Origin of the sequence: Bacillus sp. FSL L8-0654 (assembly GCF_038629965.1) — a bacterium.
GTDB lineage: Bacteria > Bacillota > Bacilli > Bacillales > Bacillaceae > Bacillus > Bacillus safensis.
The window spans coordinates 27,372-43,885 of the sequence record NZ_CP152026.1 but is presented as its reverse complement, the minus strand read 5'-3'; the positions used below and the strand labels follow the sequence as shown (position 1 = coordinate 43,885).

At 44.4% G+C, this 16,514-nt stretch carries 15 protein-coding genes, 2 tRNA genes, 3 rRNA genes and 1 other RNA gene; 1 reads left to right on the top strand and 20 read right to left on the bottom strand.

What is annotated here, in order from left to right; translation table 11 throughout:
* From holB to tadA, 20 genes are all read right to left on the bottom strand, one after another.
* Entirely contained in the window at positions 1-990 is a 990-nt protein-coding gene (holB, locus tag MHH65_RS00225; protein WP_120206887.1) for a DNA polymerase III subunit delta', read from the bottom strand.
* A gap of 11 nt (positions 991-1,001) precedes the next feature.
* Complete coding sequence (locus MHH65_RS00220; RefSeq protein ID WP_024425626.1) at positions 1,002-1,442, bottom strand: YaaR family protein; 441 nt, start codon at positions 1,440-1,442, stop codon at positions 1,002-1,004.
* Positions 1,443-1,454: 12 nt separating this feature from the next.
* Positions 1,455-1,784 (bottom strand): cyclic-di-AMP receptor, encoded by a 330-nt coding sequence (locus MHH65_RS00215; RefSeq protein ID WP_024425625.1) that lies wholly within the window; start codon positions 1,782-1,784, stop codon positions 1,455-1,457.
* A gap of 79 nt (positions 1,785-1,863) precedes the next feature.
* Positions 1,864-2,502, bottom strand: a complete 639-nt coding sequence (gene tmk, locus MHH65_RS00210; RefSeq protein ID WP_034284135.1) for a dTMP kinase — start codon at positions 2,500-2,502, stop codon at positions 1,864-1,866.
* Complete coding sequence (locus tag MHH65_RS00205; protein WP_268414586.1) at positions 2,499-3,908, bottom strand: aminotransferase class I/II-fold pyridoxal phosphate-dependent enzyme; 1,410 nt, start codon at positions 3,906-3,908, stop codon at positions 2,499-2,501. Before MHH65_RS00205 ends, tmk begins: the two co-directional genes overlap by 4 nt.
* A 77-nt stretch (positions 3,909-3,985) precedes the next feature.
* Entirely contained in the window at positions 3,986-5,050 is a 1,065-nt protein-coding gene (locus MHH65_RS00200; RefSeq protein ID WP_061109537.1) for a toxic anion resistance protein, read from the bottom strand.
* 18 nt (positions 5,051-5,068) lie between these two features.
* Positions 5,069-5,683, bottom strand: a complete 615-nt coding sequence (locus MHH65_RS00195; protein WP_061109536.1) for a 5-bromo-4-chloroindolyl phosphate hydrolysis family protein — start codon at positions 5,681-5,683, stop codon at positions 5,069-5,071.
* Positions 5,684-5,811: 128 nt separating this feature from the next.
* Entirely contained in the window at positions 5,812-6,003 is a 192-nt protein-coding gene (locus MHH65_RS00190) for a sigma factor G inhibitor Gin (RefSeq protein WP_024425620.1), read from the bottom strand.
* Positions 6,004-6,174: 171 nt separating this feature from the next.
* Positions 6,175-6,290, bottom strand: a 5S ribosomal RNA gene (gene rrf / locus MHH65_RS00185).
* Between the two features lie 61 nt (positions 6,291-6,351).
* A 23S ribosomal RNA gene (locus MHH65_RS00180) occupies positions 6,352-9,282 on the bottom strand.
* A 98-nt stretch (positions 9,283-9,380) separates the two neighbouring features.
* Positions 9,381-9,456: transfer RNA gene (locus MHH65_RS00175), tRNA-Ala, on the bottom strand.
* A gap of 14 nt (positions 9,457-9,470) precedes the next feature.
* A tRNA-Ile gene (locus MHH65_RS00170) sits at positions 9,471-9,547 on the bottom strand.
* Between the two features lie 95 nt (positions 9,548-9,642).
* A 16S ribosomal RNA gene (locus tag MHH65_RS00165) occupies positions 9,643-11,191 on the bottom strand.
* The 16S, 23S and 5S rRNA genes sit together here with 2 tRNA genes alongside, the layout of an rRNA operon.
* Positions 11,192-11,465: 274 nt before the next feature.
* Positions 11,466-11,729, bottom strand: coding sequence for a pro-sigmaK processing inhibitor BofA family protein (locus MHH65_RS00160; protein WP_034284261.1), 264 nt, complete (start codon positions 11,727-11,729; stop codon positions 11,466-11,468).
* Positions 11,730-11,795: 66 nt separating this feature from the next.
* Entirely contained in the window at positions 11,796-12,020 is a 225-nt protein-coding gene (locus tag MHH65_RS00155; RefSeq protein WP_024425764.1) for a YaaL family protein, read from the bottom strand.
* 18 nt (positions 12,021-12,038) lie between these two features.
* A complete protein-coding gene (gene recR, locus MHH65_RS00150; protein WP_003218094.1) occupies positions 12,039-12,635 on the bottom strand; it encodes a recombination protein RecR in 597 nt (198 codons plus the stop codon).
* A gap of 15 nt (positions 12,636-12,650) precedes the next feature.
* A complete protein-coding gene (locus MHH65_RS00145; protein WP_008342011.1) occupies positions 12,651-12,974 on the bottom strand; it encodes a YbaB/EbfC family nucleoid-associated protein in 324 nt (107 codons plus the stop codon).
* Positions 12,975-13,000: 26 nt separating this feature from the next.
* Positions 13,001-14,713 carry a DNA polymerase III subunit gamma/tau gene (dnaX, locus tag MHH65_RS00140; protein WP_046314485.1) on the bottom strand — a complete coding sequence of 571 codons (1,713 nt, stop codon included), beginning with the start codon at positions 14,711-14,713 and terminating at the stop codon, positions 13,001-13,003.
* A gap of 330 nt (positions 14,714-15,043) precedes the next feature.
* An RNA gene (gene ffs / locus MHH65_RS00135) (signal recognition particle sRNA large type) lies at positions 15,044-15,308 on the bottom strand.
* Positions 15,309-15,384: 76 nt separating this feature from the next.
* The gene (gene tadA, locus MHH65_RS00130; protein WP_034284264.1) at positions 15,385-15,861 is read right to left on the bottom strand and encodes a tRNA adenosine(34) deaminase TadA; all 477 of its coding nucleotides are present in this window, start codon (positions 15,859-15,861) and stop codon (positions 15,385-15,387) included.
* 79 nt (positions 15,862-15,940) lie between these two features.
* Between tadA and MHH65_RS00125 the strand changes: the two genes are divergently transcribed.
* The gene (locus MHH65_RS00125; RefSeq protein ID WP_034284265.1) at positions 15,941-16,495 is read left to right on the top strand and encodes an isochorismatase family cysteine hydrolase; all 555 of its coding nucleotides are present in this window, start codon (positions 15,941-15,943) and stop codon (positions 16,493-16,495) included.
* Positions 16,496-16,514: the final 19 nt, after the last annotated feature.

Here is a 16,514-nt window from a genome sequence, read left to right as displayed (position 1 = left end):
TTATCCCTCCTGCAACATCAACACCAATTGCTCCATCAGCCCTTGGGCATTCACGTTGGATTGAAGTCTCTTTTTCGCTTCTAATACAGCAAGGATCTGGCTGGTCACCATCTGCTGTGTGGAATGCAGCGCATGCTGCTTCATTGTCTGGAATAAGTCTTGATAAATGACTTTATCTTCATTTCCTATTTGAATCGACAATACATCACGATATATAAATAAAAGCATATCCAGACCTGTTTCTTGAAGGTCTTTCTCTTTGAAAAAAGGCATCCATTGATCCTGTATATAAAAAAATGCATGTTCTTTTCGCTGGTGTAAGACTTCATACAATTTTATCACTTTCGCTCTAGACTCTGCAAACTGATCATTTCGACTTAATTCGAGTGCTTCTGCTAAATTATTGGTTAAATTCGACAAAAGCCTTGCGAGATGCTGAGATACGCCTTCTTGTAAAAGCTGCTGCTCCAAGGATTGCGGCTGCAGCGGCTGAAAGCTGAGCATCTGACATCTTGAAATAATCGTATCCAGCATTTTATGCGATTGCTCAGTGATTAAAACCGCCATCGTTTCCCGATTAGGCTCCTCTAGGAACTTCAATAAACTGTTCGCGGCATTGACCGTCATTTTGTCCGCATGAAGAATAATATACATTTTCCGGTGAGATTCTACACCGGCTTTTGTAAATTCCTCTTGCAGTGCCTGCACTTGCGCCTTCTTAATTGATTGGCCATCAGGCTGCACAAGATGTAAATCGGGATGGTTTCCTGATGCAATCCTTTTGCAGTTTTGACAGGATTCACATGGTTTCACTCCTGATTCCAAGCAAAAAAAGCTTTTAGCCAAAAGTATCGCTGCATCCAGTTTTCCGGTTCCTTTTTTTCCTTCAAATAAGTAGGCGTGCGCAAGTCGGTCTTTATCAATACTATTAAAAATCAGCCGCATGACGCGCGGCTGCAAATCATTCATGTCATCCCAGCTAATTGCCATGTTATCACTCTCTATGTGTAAAGGTTAATCAATAAACCTTTTATTTCTCCAATACGTTCAAGCAAATCAATAGATGGTTTTTCTTGATCCATCATTTCCTCGGTTAATTCAATCAGCTTTTCATCTAAGGCTTTGACCAAAGCAAGTGTACGTGTGTTTCCATAAATGTCAAAGCTCCTTGATGTTTCTATATTTAATCCATTATCGACTGTCTCTTTCACAAAGCGCTTCACCAGACCTTTAAACCTAGCCAAATCCTTTAGGTTTCGTGACTTTGCGAGCTTTTTTCCGAACACTTCGATATCACTCAGCATGACCGTCAGCTGTTCTAAGCGCAGTTTGCCGCTTTGCGTCTCCATCGAAGCTTTAAAGGAGGCAGATGTCTGGCTTCCTTTCATCGCTTGGAGTTCACGCTTTTCTAAACGCAGCCGCATATCTTGATTAATTTTCACAGCAACCCATCCTTAAAATTGATGAAATTGTTCAACTGGCAGAATAAAAACAGTAGCTCCGCCAACTTCAACCTCAACAGGGTATGGTACGTATGAATCTGCATTTCCGCCCATTGGGGAGACAGGCGCGATCATTTGATCACGTTTACGGCAATTTTCTTTTATAAGCTGTAATGCTTTATCCACTCGGACATCATCACAACCAATAATAAAAGTCGTATTCCCAGACTTTAAAAACCCACCAGTTGAAGCTAATTTTGTCACGCCGAAATGATGTTCAGTCAATATTTTCAACAACTTGCTGCTATCTTGGTCCTGTACAACGGCAACAATTAATTTCATTTGATTGGCCTCCTTTATTTTAGGCACAGATGACATGCCGATGTCTTCCTCTATATTATAACAACGATTGGGAATTAGGTCATATTTGATTTTGCTTTAATGTGTCCTGAATCAATTGAAGGACTTCTTTATAGACAGCCTGCATCGGTTGAGACGCATCCACTACACGGAATCGTTCTGGCGATTGTGCAATAAGCAGTTCATAGCCTTCTCTGACAAGCTGGTGGAAATTCAGCGTCTCCATGTCTAATCGATTCTTTTCTCTTCCCTGGTTGGCATCAATTCGCTTTAGCCCTTCCTCAGGTGTAATTGAAAAATAAATGGTCATTTGCGGCATCGTGCCATTGATAGCAAAGTCGTTAATTGACTTTACTTCTTCAATCCCAAGCCCTCTCGCATAGCCTTGATAAGCAAGGGAGCTATCAACAAAACGATCACATAAAACCGTCTGCCCGCGCTGTAATGCCGGTTCTACCTTCTCAGCCAAATGCTGCCTTCTTGCGGCTGCATACAGCAAAGCTTCTGTTTTCGCATCCATTTTTGTGTTTTTTTCATTTAAAATGACTTCACGAATCTGCTCTGCAATGTCAATGCCGCCAGGCTCACGTGTCGCCATCACTGCATATCCTTGGCGTTCCATTTCTTCATACACTTTTCGAATCACTGTCGTTTTTCCAGCACCCTCTGGCCCTTCAAACGTAATAAACATACCGCTCATAGTGTCTCCTCTTCTATATAAACATATAATTTTCTCTGATGAATCACCTGACTGGCTTGAACATGAACCTGATGTCCAAGCAAACGGCTTAAAGCCGCAATCTGATCGATTTCAATACGCTCTCCCTTAACGATCAAAGGAATACCCGGTGGATATGGAATAACCGATTCTGCACTAACCCGTCCTGCTGCACGTTCAAATGGGACGGCTTCTATATCCTGTCTATGCTCCTCGTTGTCATCAGCCAGCGCCTCTCTTTGGAAATGATCTTTTCCTTTGAGCAATGAATTGCTTTGATTAAGAACCTGCTCTATTCGTTTAAAAGGTATATCCTTCTTCTGTTCAAAACCAAAGACAAGTAAAACCTGATGTTCGTCCGCAAGCTCTGGGTGAACCTCCACTGATTCAAAAACTCGTTTTAGTTCATAACCAGTCAGCCCTTTTGTTGATCGAATCACACATTTTAATGGATCGTTAGAAAGCAATTCAGACTCGACCACTTCAAGCTGAGGTATACGGTTGAACTCATTTTTCAGCTCTGCCAGCCCTTTCATGATTCCATCCAAGATCCCTTTTTTCTTGATCTCCTCGACATAAGCTCTTGCCACATCTAATGAGGCCATAATTGGATAGGATGGAGAACTGCTTTGAAGCATCGTGAGGAATGTTTTCAAACGTTTTGCATCCATTCGCTCCCCCTGTAGATGAAGGTAGGATCCCATCGTCATGGCCGGAAGGGTTTTATGTGCTGATTGTACCACCACGTCAGCTCCATAGGAAAGAGCAGATGGGGGAAAAGCGCCGCCTAATACAAAATGTGCACCATGTGCCTCATCAACCAAAACGATCATGCCTGCTTCGTGGCACATGTCAATCAGCTTTGATAAATCAGCTGCATGTCCGTAGTAGTTCGGATAAGTCAAAACGATCGCCCGGCAATTAGGATGTTTGGCTATGGCTTTTTTGACTGTTTCATCCGTCACATGTGTTGGAACATACAGGTGTGGATCTACCTCAGCTTCTACCATAATAGGCGTGGCTCCTGCAAGCTCAATCGCATGGTAAACAGACTTATGACAATTTCGCTGGACGAAAATCTCATCTCCCGCACGACAGGCTGCCATCACCATCGCTAAATTTCCGACAGTTGTCCCATTCACAAGGAAAAAGCTTTGATCTGATCCATATAGCTTTGCCAATAAATGTTCAGCCTCTTGTATCACACCAGTTGGATGATGGAGATCATCTAACCCTTCAAGCTCTGTTACATCCAGCTGAAGAATTGAGTCATAATAAGTCCGTGCCTCATCAAAAAAGACATCTCCATTGTGATGTCCTGGAACGTGGAAAGAATAAGGTTTCTTTTCCGCATGTTGTGCTAATGCTGTATATAAAGGTGTTTTCAAACAAATCGATCCTTTTCACTTTAACGATATCTTATGTCTATTATAACGTTCATACAAGGGAACCGAAAGATGGATTCTCATTCCTTAATTGGCTGGTGATTCGTCAGCTGCTGTTCTGCCTCATACATTCTGTTTTTCAATTGGGCTCGCTCTTGGCTTCCATGCTCTTTCACCTGTAACGTTTCCTGTAAGGTTTCAGCTAATTGGCGTTGAACCTTTTTCAACGTATCTATAGGTGCAAAAGCTGCCTCTTCAAGAAGCTCCCCCTGCTGCTTTGATACCTGTTCATATGTTTTTTTGATTCGATTCTCAAGAGCTGAATTGGCACGCTGCTGAATATGCGTTAACGCAATCGACATTTGGTTGATCCATAGAGGAATAGATGCAGAAACAGTTGATTGAATGTGATTGGCCAATGTATGATTCGTATGCTGGATCATTCGAATTTGGGCATTACATTGCAACGCAATTTGCCGGCTTAGCAGCAAATCATATTTCCGTTCTTTCAACCTCTCCATATATTCTTCTGCATTGACTTCCTGACTCATCAATTGCTCCTCTATAGTCCGATTACCAGTCTGCTCCGTTTCTGATATGATCTGCTTCTCTAAATCTGTCATTTTCGCTTCAACTGCTGCAACCTGCAGCGTCATCTCTTGGAAAAAGGTTTGATTTTCTTCAAATAAACGCTCTAATAACATGTGATCGGAAATTAATCCGCCTTTTGCGTAACGAAGCCTTGCTGATAATCTCTCGATCTGTGATTTTGCATGTTGAAAACGCGATATGATTTCCTGAGTAGAACGCTTCTCCCGCCGAAATAACTTCGAAAAAAAGCCCTGCTTCTTTGGCAGTAAGTCCTCCGGTTCTACTACATGGAGCTGGTGCAAAAAGTCCTCAAGCACGTCTCCTATTTGATCGATATCTTTTTTCTCAACATATTTCATCATTTGTTGTGATTGTTCCAATAATCGTTCCTGAACACGTGTACCATAGAAAAGCAGCTTTTGCGGATTGTCAGGGATTTGCTCAGCACGCTGCAAGGCTTCTTGTTTCTCCTCATCAGATAAGGTATCAAACACTTGAAACTGAAGATCTGTAGTGGCAGCAGATGATGTTGGGATGTGATCTTCTGGTTTCATTACGTTTGACTCCTTTCATTATTTCTTTATCATTTTATCTGCCACTTCAAGCTCAATATGAAGGGCTTCTATGTCTCTTCCTAATACTTGCTGCAAATCATTCGTCAATTGCTTTTGCAGTTCTGTCAGCGTCACCCGAGTTTGGCTCAGTGTCATTTCCAGCTCATGACTGCGTTCAGGCTGGTTATACAATAATGCATATTTTTCAGTTAGTTCAACGACAGAATCCAAGGTTTCGAAATAAAAACGCTGTGCATCATAAAATCGGGTCGGCTCTTTTTTTGTAATCATATAGATTCGTCGTGCAAGTCGGAGAATTTCATAATTATGTTTGATCGTCTGTACGTTCTTCACAGCAAATAAAGCCTTCTTTAAACGTACGAGCTTTTGTCCTGCTTCTTTTAAATGCTGTTTGATATATACATAATCACTACGAGACAGTCCGTGTTTCTTTAAAAACAACTGGAAAGCAACCCATCTGCTCCCTGCAAACATCACGCCCCACCCCATCATCGCATACAGTATCGATAGTCCAACATGATGATGGAAAACCCCAATACTGACGGTTAAAATCACAAGCGAAAAAAAAGTAGAGAGGATGGCCCATATAAATGTATAAAAAATTGATTTCATGTTCATCGACTCCTATGAATAATCAGGCTCTCTGTTTATCTTATTATTAATTACGGATGATGTCCAAACTAAGTTCCAAAAAACAGGCCCAATCCTCCATAGATCATAAAAAAAGACCATCTAATGGTCTATGAATACAAAGGCGGTGTATGAAGATTTTTTAGCTTTCTAACATAATCGGCATAGCTAGGATCCGAGGTCGATGTAGAAATTAACTTTCTCTCACATTCTCGGCACAAAAACTGATGATATAAATAAATTCCCTTTGTTTTTTTCTCTTCACAAATCAAACAAATCGCTTCTCGCTCTTTTTTGCTCATTGTGACACCTCCACTTATAGCTTCAGTATGCCCTAGCGCTTTCAATTGTATACAAAATTAAGAATGTTTTAGATGGTAGTTTAGTATATGTATCCATGTCAGATCGAGTGTTTGTTCCTTTTCTTAAAAAACAAAAAAGACCAGTTCCGACTGGAACTGATCCTAATAGAAGCTTGGCGGCGTCCTACTCTCACAGGGGGAAACCCCCAACTACCATCGGCGCTGAAGAGCTTAACTTCCGTGTTCGGTATGGGAACGGGTGTGACCTCTTCGCTATCGCCACCAAACCTGATGGAGAGAATGTTCTCTCAAAACTAGATAACAATGTTCATGCTTCACATTAGAATATAGGTTAAGTCCTCGATCTATTAGTATCTGTCAGCTCCACGTGTCACCACGCTTCCACCTCAGACCTATCAACCTGATCATCTTTCAGGGATCTTACTTCCTTGCGGAATGGGAAATCTCATCTTGAGGGGGGCTTCATGCTTAGATGCTTTCAGCACTTATCCCGTCCGCACATAGCTACCCAGCGATGCCCTTGGCAGAACAACTGGTACACCAGCGGTGCGTCCATCCCGGTCCTCTCGTACTAAGGACAGCTCCTCTCAAATTTCCTGCGCCCGCGACGGATAGGGACCGAACTGTCTCACGACGTTCTGAACCCAGCTCGCGTACCGCTTTAATGGGCGAACAGCCCAACCCTTGGGACCGACTACAGCCCCAGGATGCGATGAGCCGACATCGAGGTGCCAAACCTCCCCGTCGATGTGGACTCTTGGGGGAGATAAGCCTGTTATCCCCGGGGTAGCTTTTATCCGTTGAGCGATGGCCCTTCCATGCGGAACCACCGGATCACTAAGCCCGACTTTCGTCCCTGCTCGACTTGTAGGTCTCGCAGTCAAGCTCCCTTGTGCCTTTACACTCTGCGAATGATTTCCAACCATTCTGAGGGAACCTTTGGGCGCCTCCGTTACATTTTAGGAGGCGACCGCCCCAGTCAAACTGCCCACCTGACACTGTCTCCCTGCCCGATAAGGGCAGCGGGTTAGAAGGTCAATACAGCCAGGGTAGTATCCCACCGATGCCTCCACCGAAGCTAGCGCTCCGGTTTCCAAGGCTCCTACCTATCCTGTACAAGCTGTACCAACATTCAATATCAGGCTGCAGTAAAGCTCCACGGGGTCTTTCCGTCCTGTCGCGGGTAACCTGCATCTTCACAGGTACTATAATTTCACCGAGTCTCTCGTTGAGACAGTGCCCAGATCGTTGCGCCTTTCGTGCGGGTCGGAACTTACCCGACAAGGAATTTCGCTACCTTAGGACCGTTATAGTTACGGCCGCCGTTTACTGGGGCTTCAATTCGCACCTTCGCTTACGCTAAGCGCTCCTCTTAACCTTCCAGCACCGGGCAGGCGTCAGCCCCTATACTTCGCCTTACGGCTTCGCAGAGACCTGTGTTTTTGCTAAACAGTCGCCTGGGCCTATTCACTGCGGCTTCTCGGGGCTTTAACACCCTAAGAAGCACCCCTTCTCCCGAAGTTACGGGGTCATTTTGCCGAGTTCCTTAACGAGAGTTCTCTCGATCACCTTAGGATTCTCTCCTCGCCTACCTGTGTCGGTTTGCGGTACGGGCACCTCTCACCTCGCTAGAGGCTTTTCTTGGCAGTGTGGAATCAGGAACTTCGCTACTAAATTTCGCTCGCCATCACAGCTCAGCCTTTACGGGAAACGGATTTGCCTATTTCCCAGCCTAACTGCTTGGACGCGGATATCCAATACCGCGCTTACCCTATCCTCCTGCGTCCCCCCATTGCTCAAATGGTGAGGAGGTGGTACAGGAATATCAACCTGTTGTCCATCGCCTACGCCTTTCGGCCTCGGCTTAGGTCCCGACTAACCCTGAGCGGACGAGCCTTCCTCAGGAAACCTTAGGCATTCGGTGGACGGGATTCTCACCCGTCTTTCGCTACTCATACCGGCATTCTCACTTCTAAGCGCTCCACCAGTCCTTCCGGTCTGGCTTCACAGCCCTTAGAACGCTCTCCTACCACTGTTCGTAAGAACAGTCCGCAGCTTCGGTGATACGTTTAGCCCCGGTACATTTTCGGCGCAGAGTCACTCGACCAGTGAGCTATTACGCACTCTTTAAATGGTGGCTGCTTCTAAGCCAACATCCTGGTTGTCTAAGCAACTCCACATCCTTTTCCACTTAACGTATACTTTGGGACCTTAGCTGGCGGTCTGGGCTGTTTCCCTTTCGACTACGGATCTTATCACTCGCAGTCTGACTCCCAAGGATAAGTCATCGGCATTCGGAGTTTGACTGAATTCGGTAACCCGGTAGGGGCCCCTAGTCCAATCAGTGCTCTACCTCCGAGACTCTTACCTTGAGGCTAGCCCTAAAGCTATTTCGGAGAGAACCAGCTATCTCCAGGTTCGATTGGCATTTCACCCCTACCCACACCTCATCCCCGCACTTTTCAACGTGCGTGGGTTCGGGCCTCCATTCAGTGTTACCTGAACTTCACCCTGGACATGGGTAGATCACCTGGTTTCGGGTCTACGACCACGTACTCATGCGCCCTATTCAGACTCGCTTTCGCTGCGGCTCCGCATCTTCTGCTTAACCTTGCACGGGATCGTAACTCGCCGGTTCATTCTACAAAAGGCACGCCATCACCCGTTAACGGGCTCTGACTACTTGTAGGCACACGGTTTCAGGATCTATTTCACTCCCCTTCCGGGGTGCTTTTCACCTTTCCCTCACGGTACTGGTTCACTATCGGTCACTAGGGAGTATTTAGCCTTGGGAGATGGTCCTCCCGGATTCCGACGGAATTTCACGTGTTCCGCCGTACTCAGGATCCACTCTGGAGAGAACAACATTTCAGTTACAGGGCTGTTACCTTCTTTGGCGGGCCTTTCCAGACCTCTTCGCTTATATCGTTCCTTTGTAACTCCGTATAGAGTGTCCTACAACCCCAAGAGGCAAGCCTCTTGGTTTGGGCTGTTCCCGTTTCGCTCGCCGCTACTCAGGGAATCGCATTTGCTTTCTCTTCCTCCGGGTACTTAGATGTTTCAGTTCCCCGGGTATGCCTTCTCATACTCTATGTATTCAAGTATGGATACTACTCCATTACGAGCAGTGGGTTTCCCCATTCGGAAATCTCCGGATCAAAGCTTGCTTACAGCTCCCCGAAGCATATCGGTGTTCGTCCCGTCCTTCATCGGCTCCTAGTGCCAAGGCATCCACCGTGCGCCCTTTCTAACTTAACCATTTCTTACTTTAGAAAGAATCACTATGTGTGATGAACTTTGCATTGCATTCAATGTGAATGTATTACTTATTGTTATCTAGTTTTCAAAGAACACGTTGGTGGAGCCTAGCGGGATCGAACCGCTGACCTCCTGCGTGCAAGGCAGGCGCTCTCCCAGCTGAGCTAAGGCCCCGATTTAATAGAAGATGGTGGGCCTGAGTGGACTCGAACCACCGACCTCACGCTTATCAGGCGTGCGCTCTAACCAGCTGAGCTACAGGCCCATCTTTCATATCGAAGATATGATGTTGTAGGATCTTTTGCAAGTTCCTTCAAAACTAAACAAGACGAAAACGTACGCTGCTCCATATATCCTTAGAAAGGAGGTGATCCAGCCGCACCTTCCGATACGGCTACCTTGTTACGACTTCACCCCAATCATCTGCCCCACCTTCGGCGGCTGGCTCCATAAAGGTTACCTCACCGACTTCGGGTGTTGCAAACTCTCGTGGTGTGACGGGCGGTGTGTACAAGGCCCGGGAACGTATTCACCGCGGCATGCTGATCCGCGATTACTAGCGATTCCAGCTTCACGCAGTCGAGTTGCAGACTGCGATCCGAACTGAGAACAGATTTATGGGATTGGCTAAACCTTGCGGTCTTGCAGCCCTTTGTTCTGTCCATTGTAGCACGTGTGTAGCCCAGGTCATAAGGGGCATGATGATTTGACGTCATCCCCACCTTCCTCCGGTTTGTCACCGGCAGTCACCTTAGAGTGCCCAACTGAATGCTGGCAACTAAGATCAAGGGTTGCGCTCGTTGCGGGACTTAACCCAACATCTCACGACACGAGCTGACGACAACCATGCACCACCTGTCACTCTGTCCCCGAAGGGAAAGCCCTATCTCTAGGGTTGTCAGAGGATGTCAAGACCTGGTAAGGTTCTTCGCGTTGCTTCGAATTAAACCACATGCTCCACCGCTTGTGCGGGCCCCCGTCAATTCCTTTGAGTTTCAGTCTTGCGACCGTACTCCCCAGGCGGAGTGCTTAATGCGTTAGCTGCAGCACTAAGGGGCGGAAACCCCCTAACACTTAGCACTCATCGTTTACGGCGTGGACTACCAGGGTATCTAATCCTGTTCGCTCCCCACGCTTTCGCTCCTCAGCGTCAGTTACAGACCAGAGAGTCGCCTTCGCCACTGGTGTTCCTCCACATCTCTACGCATTTCACCGCTACACGTGGAATTCCACTCTCCTCTTCTGCACTCAAGTTTCCCAGTTTCCAATGACCCTCCCCGGTTGAGCCGGGGGCTTTCACATCAGACTTAAGAAACCGCCTGCGAGCCCTTTACGCCCAATAATTCCGGACAACGCTTGCCACCTACGTATTACCGCGGCTGCTGGCACGTAGTTAGCCGTGGCTTTCTGGTTAGGTACCGTCAAGGTGCGAGCAGTTACTCTCGCACTTGTTCTTCCCTAACAACAGAGCTTTACGATCCGAAAACCTTCATCACTCACGCGGCGTTGCTCCGTCAGACTTTCGTCCATTGCGGAAGATTCCCTACTGCTGCCTCCCGTAGGAGTCTGGGCCGTGTCTCAGTCCCAGTGTGGCCGATCACCCTCTCAGGTCGGCTACGCATCGTCGCCTTGGTGAGCCATTACCCCACCAACTAGCTAATGCGCCGCGGGTCCATCTGTAAGTGACAGCCGAAACCGTCTTTCATCCTTGAACCATGCGGTTCAAGGAACTATCCGGTATTAGCTCCGGTTTCCCGGAGTTATCCCAGTCTTACAGGCAGGTTACCCACGTGTTACTCACCCGTCCGCCGCTAACATCCGGGAGCAAGCTCCCTTCTGTCCGCTCGACTTGCATGTATTAGGCACGCCGCCAGCGTTCGTCCTGAGCCAGGATCAAACTCTCCGAAAAAATACAAAACCGAAGTTTTGCTTTTCGCCAGTTTGACTGACTACCTATGAAGTTTCATAGGATTTTTTTATAAAAACTCGAATTAACAGGTACGTTTTGTCTTGTTTAGTTTTCAAAGAACTTGTTTACCGCTTCAGAAGCGACTAGAACATCTTATCACATCCAAGTTGTTAGTGTCAACAACTTTTTTGTTATTATGTTTTTTCGTTTCTTCGTCATCAGCGACGTATATTAATTTACCACCCTATCCAATCAAAGTCAACAATATTTTTCATTAAATAATAAACTTTTCAATGACGATTAAAGCTGCTACGCCCGGAATACCCAATAAACCACTAATTCCACTCGTTACAGGGTTAATAGAGACATGTAATCCTAGACTCTCGCCAAATAGGTTGAGGCAAAATAAAAAAAGAGCGCCTGCTACAAACTTCACTCCGATAAGCCCTAACCATTTGAATGGATTCGCCTGCACACCTGACATAAACAACAATAGCACAGCTAGCAAAATTGACCCGATCACAATAACAGGTTCCATAATCCTCTCATCTCCTCTTCATATGAATAGTACAAGCATATGAGAGGACTATGTATAATAGACCTGCTATTTCCAGTTGTTTAAACGTAAATTCCTCTTTTTCGCTTCTCTCAGATAGAAAAAGTACTTCGCTTGAGCAAGCTTTAATTCGAATAGAATGTCCGGTGAAGGCTCAACGCTATTTGCGACAAGCTTTTTTTGTCTGTTCCATTCTTCCTTTTGCTTAAAAAGCTGTTGAATTAATTTCTCATCGAATTCTTTTCGAATTGATTTTCTGCGAAGAAAACCCATGTACCGTACTTCTCCTTCCTACATCTCACGTCTGCCTTCTAGAGCCTTAGACAGTGTAACTTCATCCGCATACTCTAAATCCCCGCCTACTGGAAGTCCGTGAGCAATGCGAGAGAGTTTAATTCCTGATGGTTTTAACAATCTGGAGATATACATGGCTGTTGCTTCTCCTTCAATGTTTGGATTGGTTGCAAGGATCACCTCTGTCACTTGATCGTCTTGCAATCTTTTTAATAGGTCAGGAATTTTAATATCCTCTGGGCCAATTCCGTCCATTGGCGAAATGGCACCATGAAGCACATGATATAAGCCGTTGTATTCTTTCATTTTTTCCATTGCGATTACATCTTTTGGATCCTGCACTACACAGATAACAGATTGATCTCTTCTTGTATCTTCACAAATATAGCAAGGATCTTGGTCTGTGATATGACCGCATACCGAACAATAAGTTAAATTACGCTTTGCATTTACAAGCGCCTTCGCAAAATCTAGTACGACATCTTCTTGCATACTAAGAACAAAAAAAGCCAGACGGACCGCAGTTTTCGGTCCGATTCCTGGCAATTTCATAAAGCTGTCAATCAGCTTTGATATTGGTTCAGGATATTGCATCTTCAGTTATTCCTCCTAGAATAAACCTGGCATGTTCATTCCTTTTGTGAATTGACCCATCGTTTCATTCGTTAGCTCATCGACTTTTTTCAATGCATCGTTTGTCGCAGCAAGTACAAGATCTTGAAGCATATCGATATCTTCTGGATCAACAACTTCTTCATTAATTGCTACATCAACGACTTCTTTTTGTCCATTTACTTTTACAGTGACCATACCGCCACCAGCTGTACCTTCAAGGACTTTTTCTGCAAGCTCTTCTTGAGCCTTCGCCATATCCTTTTGCATTTTTTGCATTTGTTTCATCATTTTTTGCATATTTCCCATTCCACCGCGCATATGAACACCACTCTCTTTCATTTTTATTAATCTTTAATTTCAATTAAATCGGTTCCTACTAATTTCTTTGCTTCCGCAATCAATGGATCCTCTTCAGAAGAAGTTTCCTGACCATCTGCTTGTTCATCCGGCTGATGATCTCTTAAAAATTCTTCTCTTATTTTACCCCATTGAGCGTCAGGAACGCCAACTAATTCCACTCTTTTTCCTAACATAGACTCTAGCAGTTGTTCAAGATTGGTCCGAACACCACTTTTATCTTCAGCAACCATTTTACAATGTATTTCAAATTTGAATTTTAAAACAAAGGCATGCGAAGCAGCCGCAACTGGCTCACTGTCCGTTAATAACGCAGCGTGAGACACCTTATTCTGCTGTTTCAACTGGGCAAGGAGCTCTCCCCATTTGCCTTTAATTTTTTCTAACTCAGGCCGTTTCGCTTCTTTTAGAATCTCATGAATTCGGCCGACAGGAGCACGATAGCCATTTTTGTTACTTGTTTGTGGTCGAGGCGCTTCCTTTTTTTCTTGAGGACTATGAGATGGAGACATTGGTACACCTTCGGCTCTTAGCCTTGATAGTTCCTGTTCCAGCCTGTTTATTTTATCTGTTAGCGCCGTTAAATCAGCGTCAGCATGACCTTGTGTCAATCCTGCTGTTGACTGACACAGCTTTACAACAGCTACCTCAAAGAAAATCCTTGGATGATTTGTCCATTTCATTTCTTGGTGGCTTTTATTCAGGACTTCAATTGTTTCATACAGAAATTGAGGTGTCACACGATCTGACAGCGCCACGAAACTTTCGTCGACCTTTACCTTTTCAAGGACCCCCTCGAGATCTGGTGCCGTTTTATAAAGCAGCATATCTCTAAAGTAAAAAATCATATCCTCTATTAATTTAGCAGCATCTTTCCCCTGCTGGAGCAACTCATTTAATGTATCTAACGCTGTCGCAATATTTTGATCAAAAATTGCTTCAGCAAGCTGACTAATGAAATGCTGAGATACAGCACCTGTAATGAGCAGCGCATCATCAATTGTCAATTGTTCACCACTAAATGAAATCGCTTGATCCAAGAGACTTAGTGCATCACGCATACCGCCATCAGCTGCACTAGCAATAATCTCGAGCGAACCCTCCTGTACGTTAAGGCCTTCTGCATCTACAATTTTCTCCATTCTTCCAACAATATCTTTAGTCGTGATTCGTTTGAAATCAAATCGCTGACAACGAGATATGATGGTAAGAGGAATCTTATGGGGCTCTGTGGTAGCCAAAATAAAGATACAATGAGCAGGCGGTTCTTCCAGCGTTTTAAGGAGGGCATTAAATGCCCCGATAGAGAGCATATGTACTTCATCTATAATATAAACCTTATACGTAACCGCCGAAGGAGCAAATTTCACTTTATCACGTATATCACGGATTTCATCTACCCCGTTATTCGAGGCAGCATCTATTTCAATCACGTCTGAAATTGAACCGTTTGTAATCCCTTTACAGGCATCACATGCATTACACGGCTCACTAACAGGTGACTTTTCACAGTTCACTGCCTTAGCAAAGATTTTGGCAGCACTTGTTTTACCTGTTCCTCTAGGACCTGAAAATAAGTAAGCATGAGAAAACTTTTTCTGCAAAAGGGCATTTTGCAACGTTTTTGTGATGTGTTCTTGTCCAACAACATCCTCAAAAACTTGAGGTCTGAACACTCGATATAAAGCTTGATAACTCACAAATACGCCCTCCTCCATTTATCATCTTTTTCATTATACATGATGCACCGATCAATTCAAAAGCACACCTTTATTTTCTAATATGCCAAAAAGATGATTTCAACTATAGATTTTCTACTTTCCATGCATTAAAAACGTATTTTCTAGCTTTGTAAAAAAACCCGAAACCCCAAACAGAACACCAGTTCTTGTTACGATTAGTGAAAAAAACAAATGGCTCCAAAAAGACTTTTTATCTATTTGTATAACCAAAGCAGTTCAGCTATTCTTTGAACAGCAACAAAAAACTCACCTAGTTAAACTAGATGAGTTACATTTAATATTGATTTACCGTGCACCTTCTGTCGATTCGCTACCCCAAGCGTTACTTAAACAGTTAGCTCGGCCCAGGCAACCCTGCGGCACATGAGAGGTTTCACTTAATGCTGCTTCCTTCCGGACCTGACATGGTTCATGAATTCCCATTGCGCAGGACCCAGACGTCAACACCACTTATTTAAGGCAGACCTTGAAGTAAACGAACCTCGAGAAGGGATTCGGCCTCGCTAGAGCGGATTGCGAGTACAGGGCACCGCTACCTCCCCGCTTAGCACGGCAAAATGAATATTAAATTGTTAGTGACGCAGACATAAGTATACCTTCTTATAGCTCAAATTGCAAACGGCATCCATTCATTTACTTTTGGCTTGTTTCTTTCGCTGACGGAGATTTCGGAAGAACTGACTTAACAGCTCACCACACTCATTTTCAAGTACACCACCGATGACCTCAGACTGATGATTGAACCGTTCATCATCCAGTAAATTCATTAAAGTACCTGCGCATCCACCTTTTGGATCGTATGCACCAAAAACGACCTTTTTCACTCTAGAGAGAACAATAGCACCCGCACACATTGGGCATGGCTCAAGCGTAACGTAAAGCACAGCATCTTCTAAACGCCAGCTCCCTGTCGCTTTACATGCTTCATCAATAGCAAGTAATTCTGCATGTGCAATCGAACGCTGCTCACTTTCCCTTAAATTATGAGCCCGGCTCACAATTTGATCATCAACAACAATGATCGCACCAATCGGCACTTCCCCTATTTGTTCTGCTTTTAAGGCTTCAGAAATGGCTTCTTGCATAAACTGTTCATCTTTCGTCATAGCACGGCTCTCTTTTCATGTTTTTTAAAAGGAAATTGAGGTTAACATATTATCACAATCTTTTAAAGGGGGTCTTATTTTGTCAAAGCACCAAAAGGCGCTACTTATTATCGACATGATTAATGATTTTGATTTTGAAATGGGACATGTGCTTGCAGAAAAAACAGAGCAAATGACCAATAAAATTTTAGCTCTTAAACAACATGCTTTCAAGGAAAATTGGCCAATCATTTATATCAACGATCACTACGGACTTTGGAAGGCTGATATCCAAGCTGTTCTGGAAACATGCAAAAACGAAAGAAGCGCTCCTATTTTAGAGAAAATGACACCATCTAAAGATAATTACTTCTTAATTAAACCTAAGCATTCTGCCTTCTACGGTACTGCACTAGAGACACTCTTAAATGAATTAGGTGTTGAGGACATTATTCTAACTGGAATTGCCGGAAACATTTGCGTTTTGTTCACTGCAAATGACGCATACATGCGAGAATACAATCTAATTGTACCTAAAGATTGTATCGCTTCAAACGACGACAGAGATAACGACTACGCTTTAACAATGATGGAGAACGTTCTTCTAGCCAAAATCACTACCGCTAAGGAAATCACGAATGAAAATCAAACATGATTTAGCCATAACCCTCATA

Excerpts from the sequence above, each read along its gene's own strand:
- MHH65_RS00200 (WP_061109537.1), bottom strand. The coding sequence starts at position 5,050 with ATGAAACCAGAAGATCACATCCCAACATCATCTGCTGCCACTACAGAT.
- recR (WP_003218094.1), bottom strand. The coding sequence starts at position 12,635 with ATGCAATATCCTGAACCAATATCAAAGCTGATTGACAGCTTTATGAAA.
- MHH65_RS00190 (WP_024425620.1), bottom strand. The coding sequence starts at position 6,003 with ATGAGCAAAAAAGAGCGAGAAGCGATTTGTTTGATTTGTGAAGAGAAA.
- tadA (WP_034284264.1), bottom strand. The coding sequence starts at position 15,861 with ATGACGAAAGATGAACAGTTTATGCAAGAAGCCATTTCTGAAGCCTTA.
- MHH65_RS00145 (WP_008342011.1), bottom strand. The coding sequence starts at position 12,974 with ATGCGCGGTGGAATGGGAAATATGCAAAAAATGATGAAACAAATGCAA.
- tmk (WP_034284135.1), bottom strand. The coding sequence starts at position 2,502 with ATGAGCGGTATGTTTATTACGTTTGAAGGGCCAGAGGGTGCTGGAAAA.
- MHH65_RS00215 (WP_024425625.1), bottom strand. The coding sequence starts at position 1,784 with ATGAAATTAATTGTTGCCGTTGTACAGGACCAAGATAGCAGCAAGTTG.
- MHH65_RS00155 (WP_024425764.1), bottom strand. The coding sequence starts at position 12,020 with ATGGGTTTTCTTCGCAGAAAATCAATTCGAAAAGAATTCGATGAGAAA.
- MHH65_RS00160 (WP_034284261.1), bottom strand. The coding sequence starts at position 11,729 with ATGGAACCTGTTATTGTGATCGGGTCAATTTTGCTAGCTGTGCTATTG.
- MHH65_RS00195 (WP_061109536.1), bottom strand. The coding sequence starts at position 5,683 with ATGAAATCAATTTTTTATACATTTATATGGGCCATCCTCTCTACTTTT.
- holB (WP_120206887.1), bottom strand. The coding sequence starts at position 990 with ATGGCAATTAGCTGGGATGACATGAATGATTTGCAGCCGCGCGTCATG.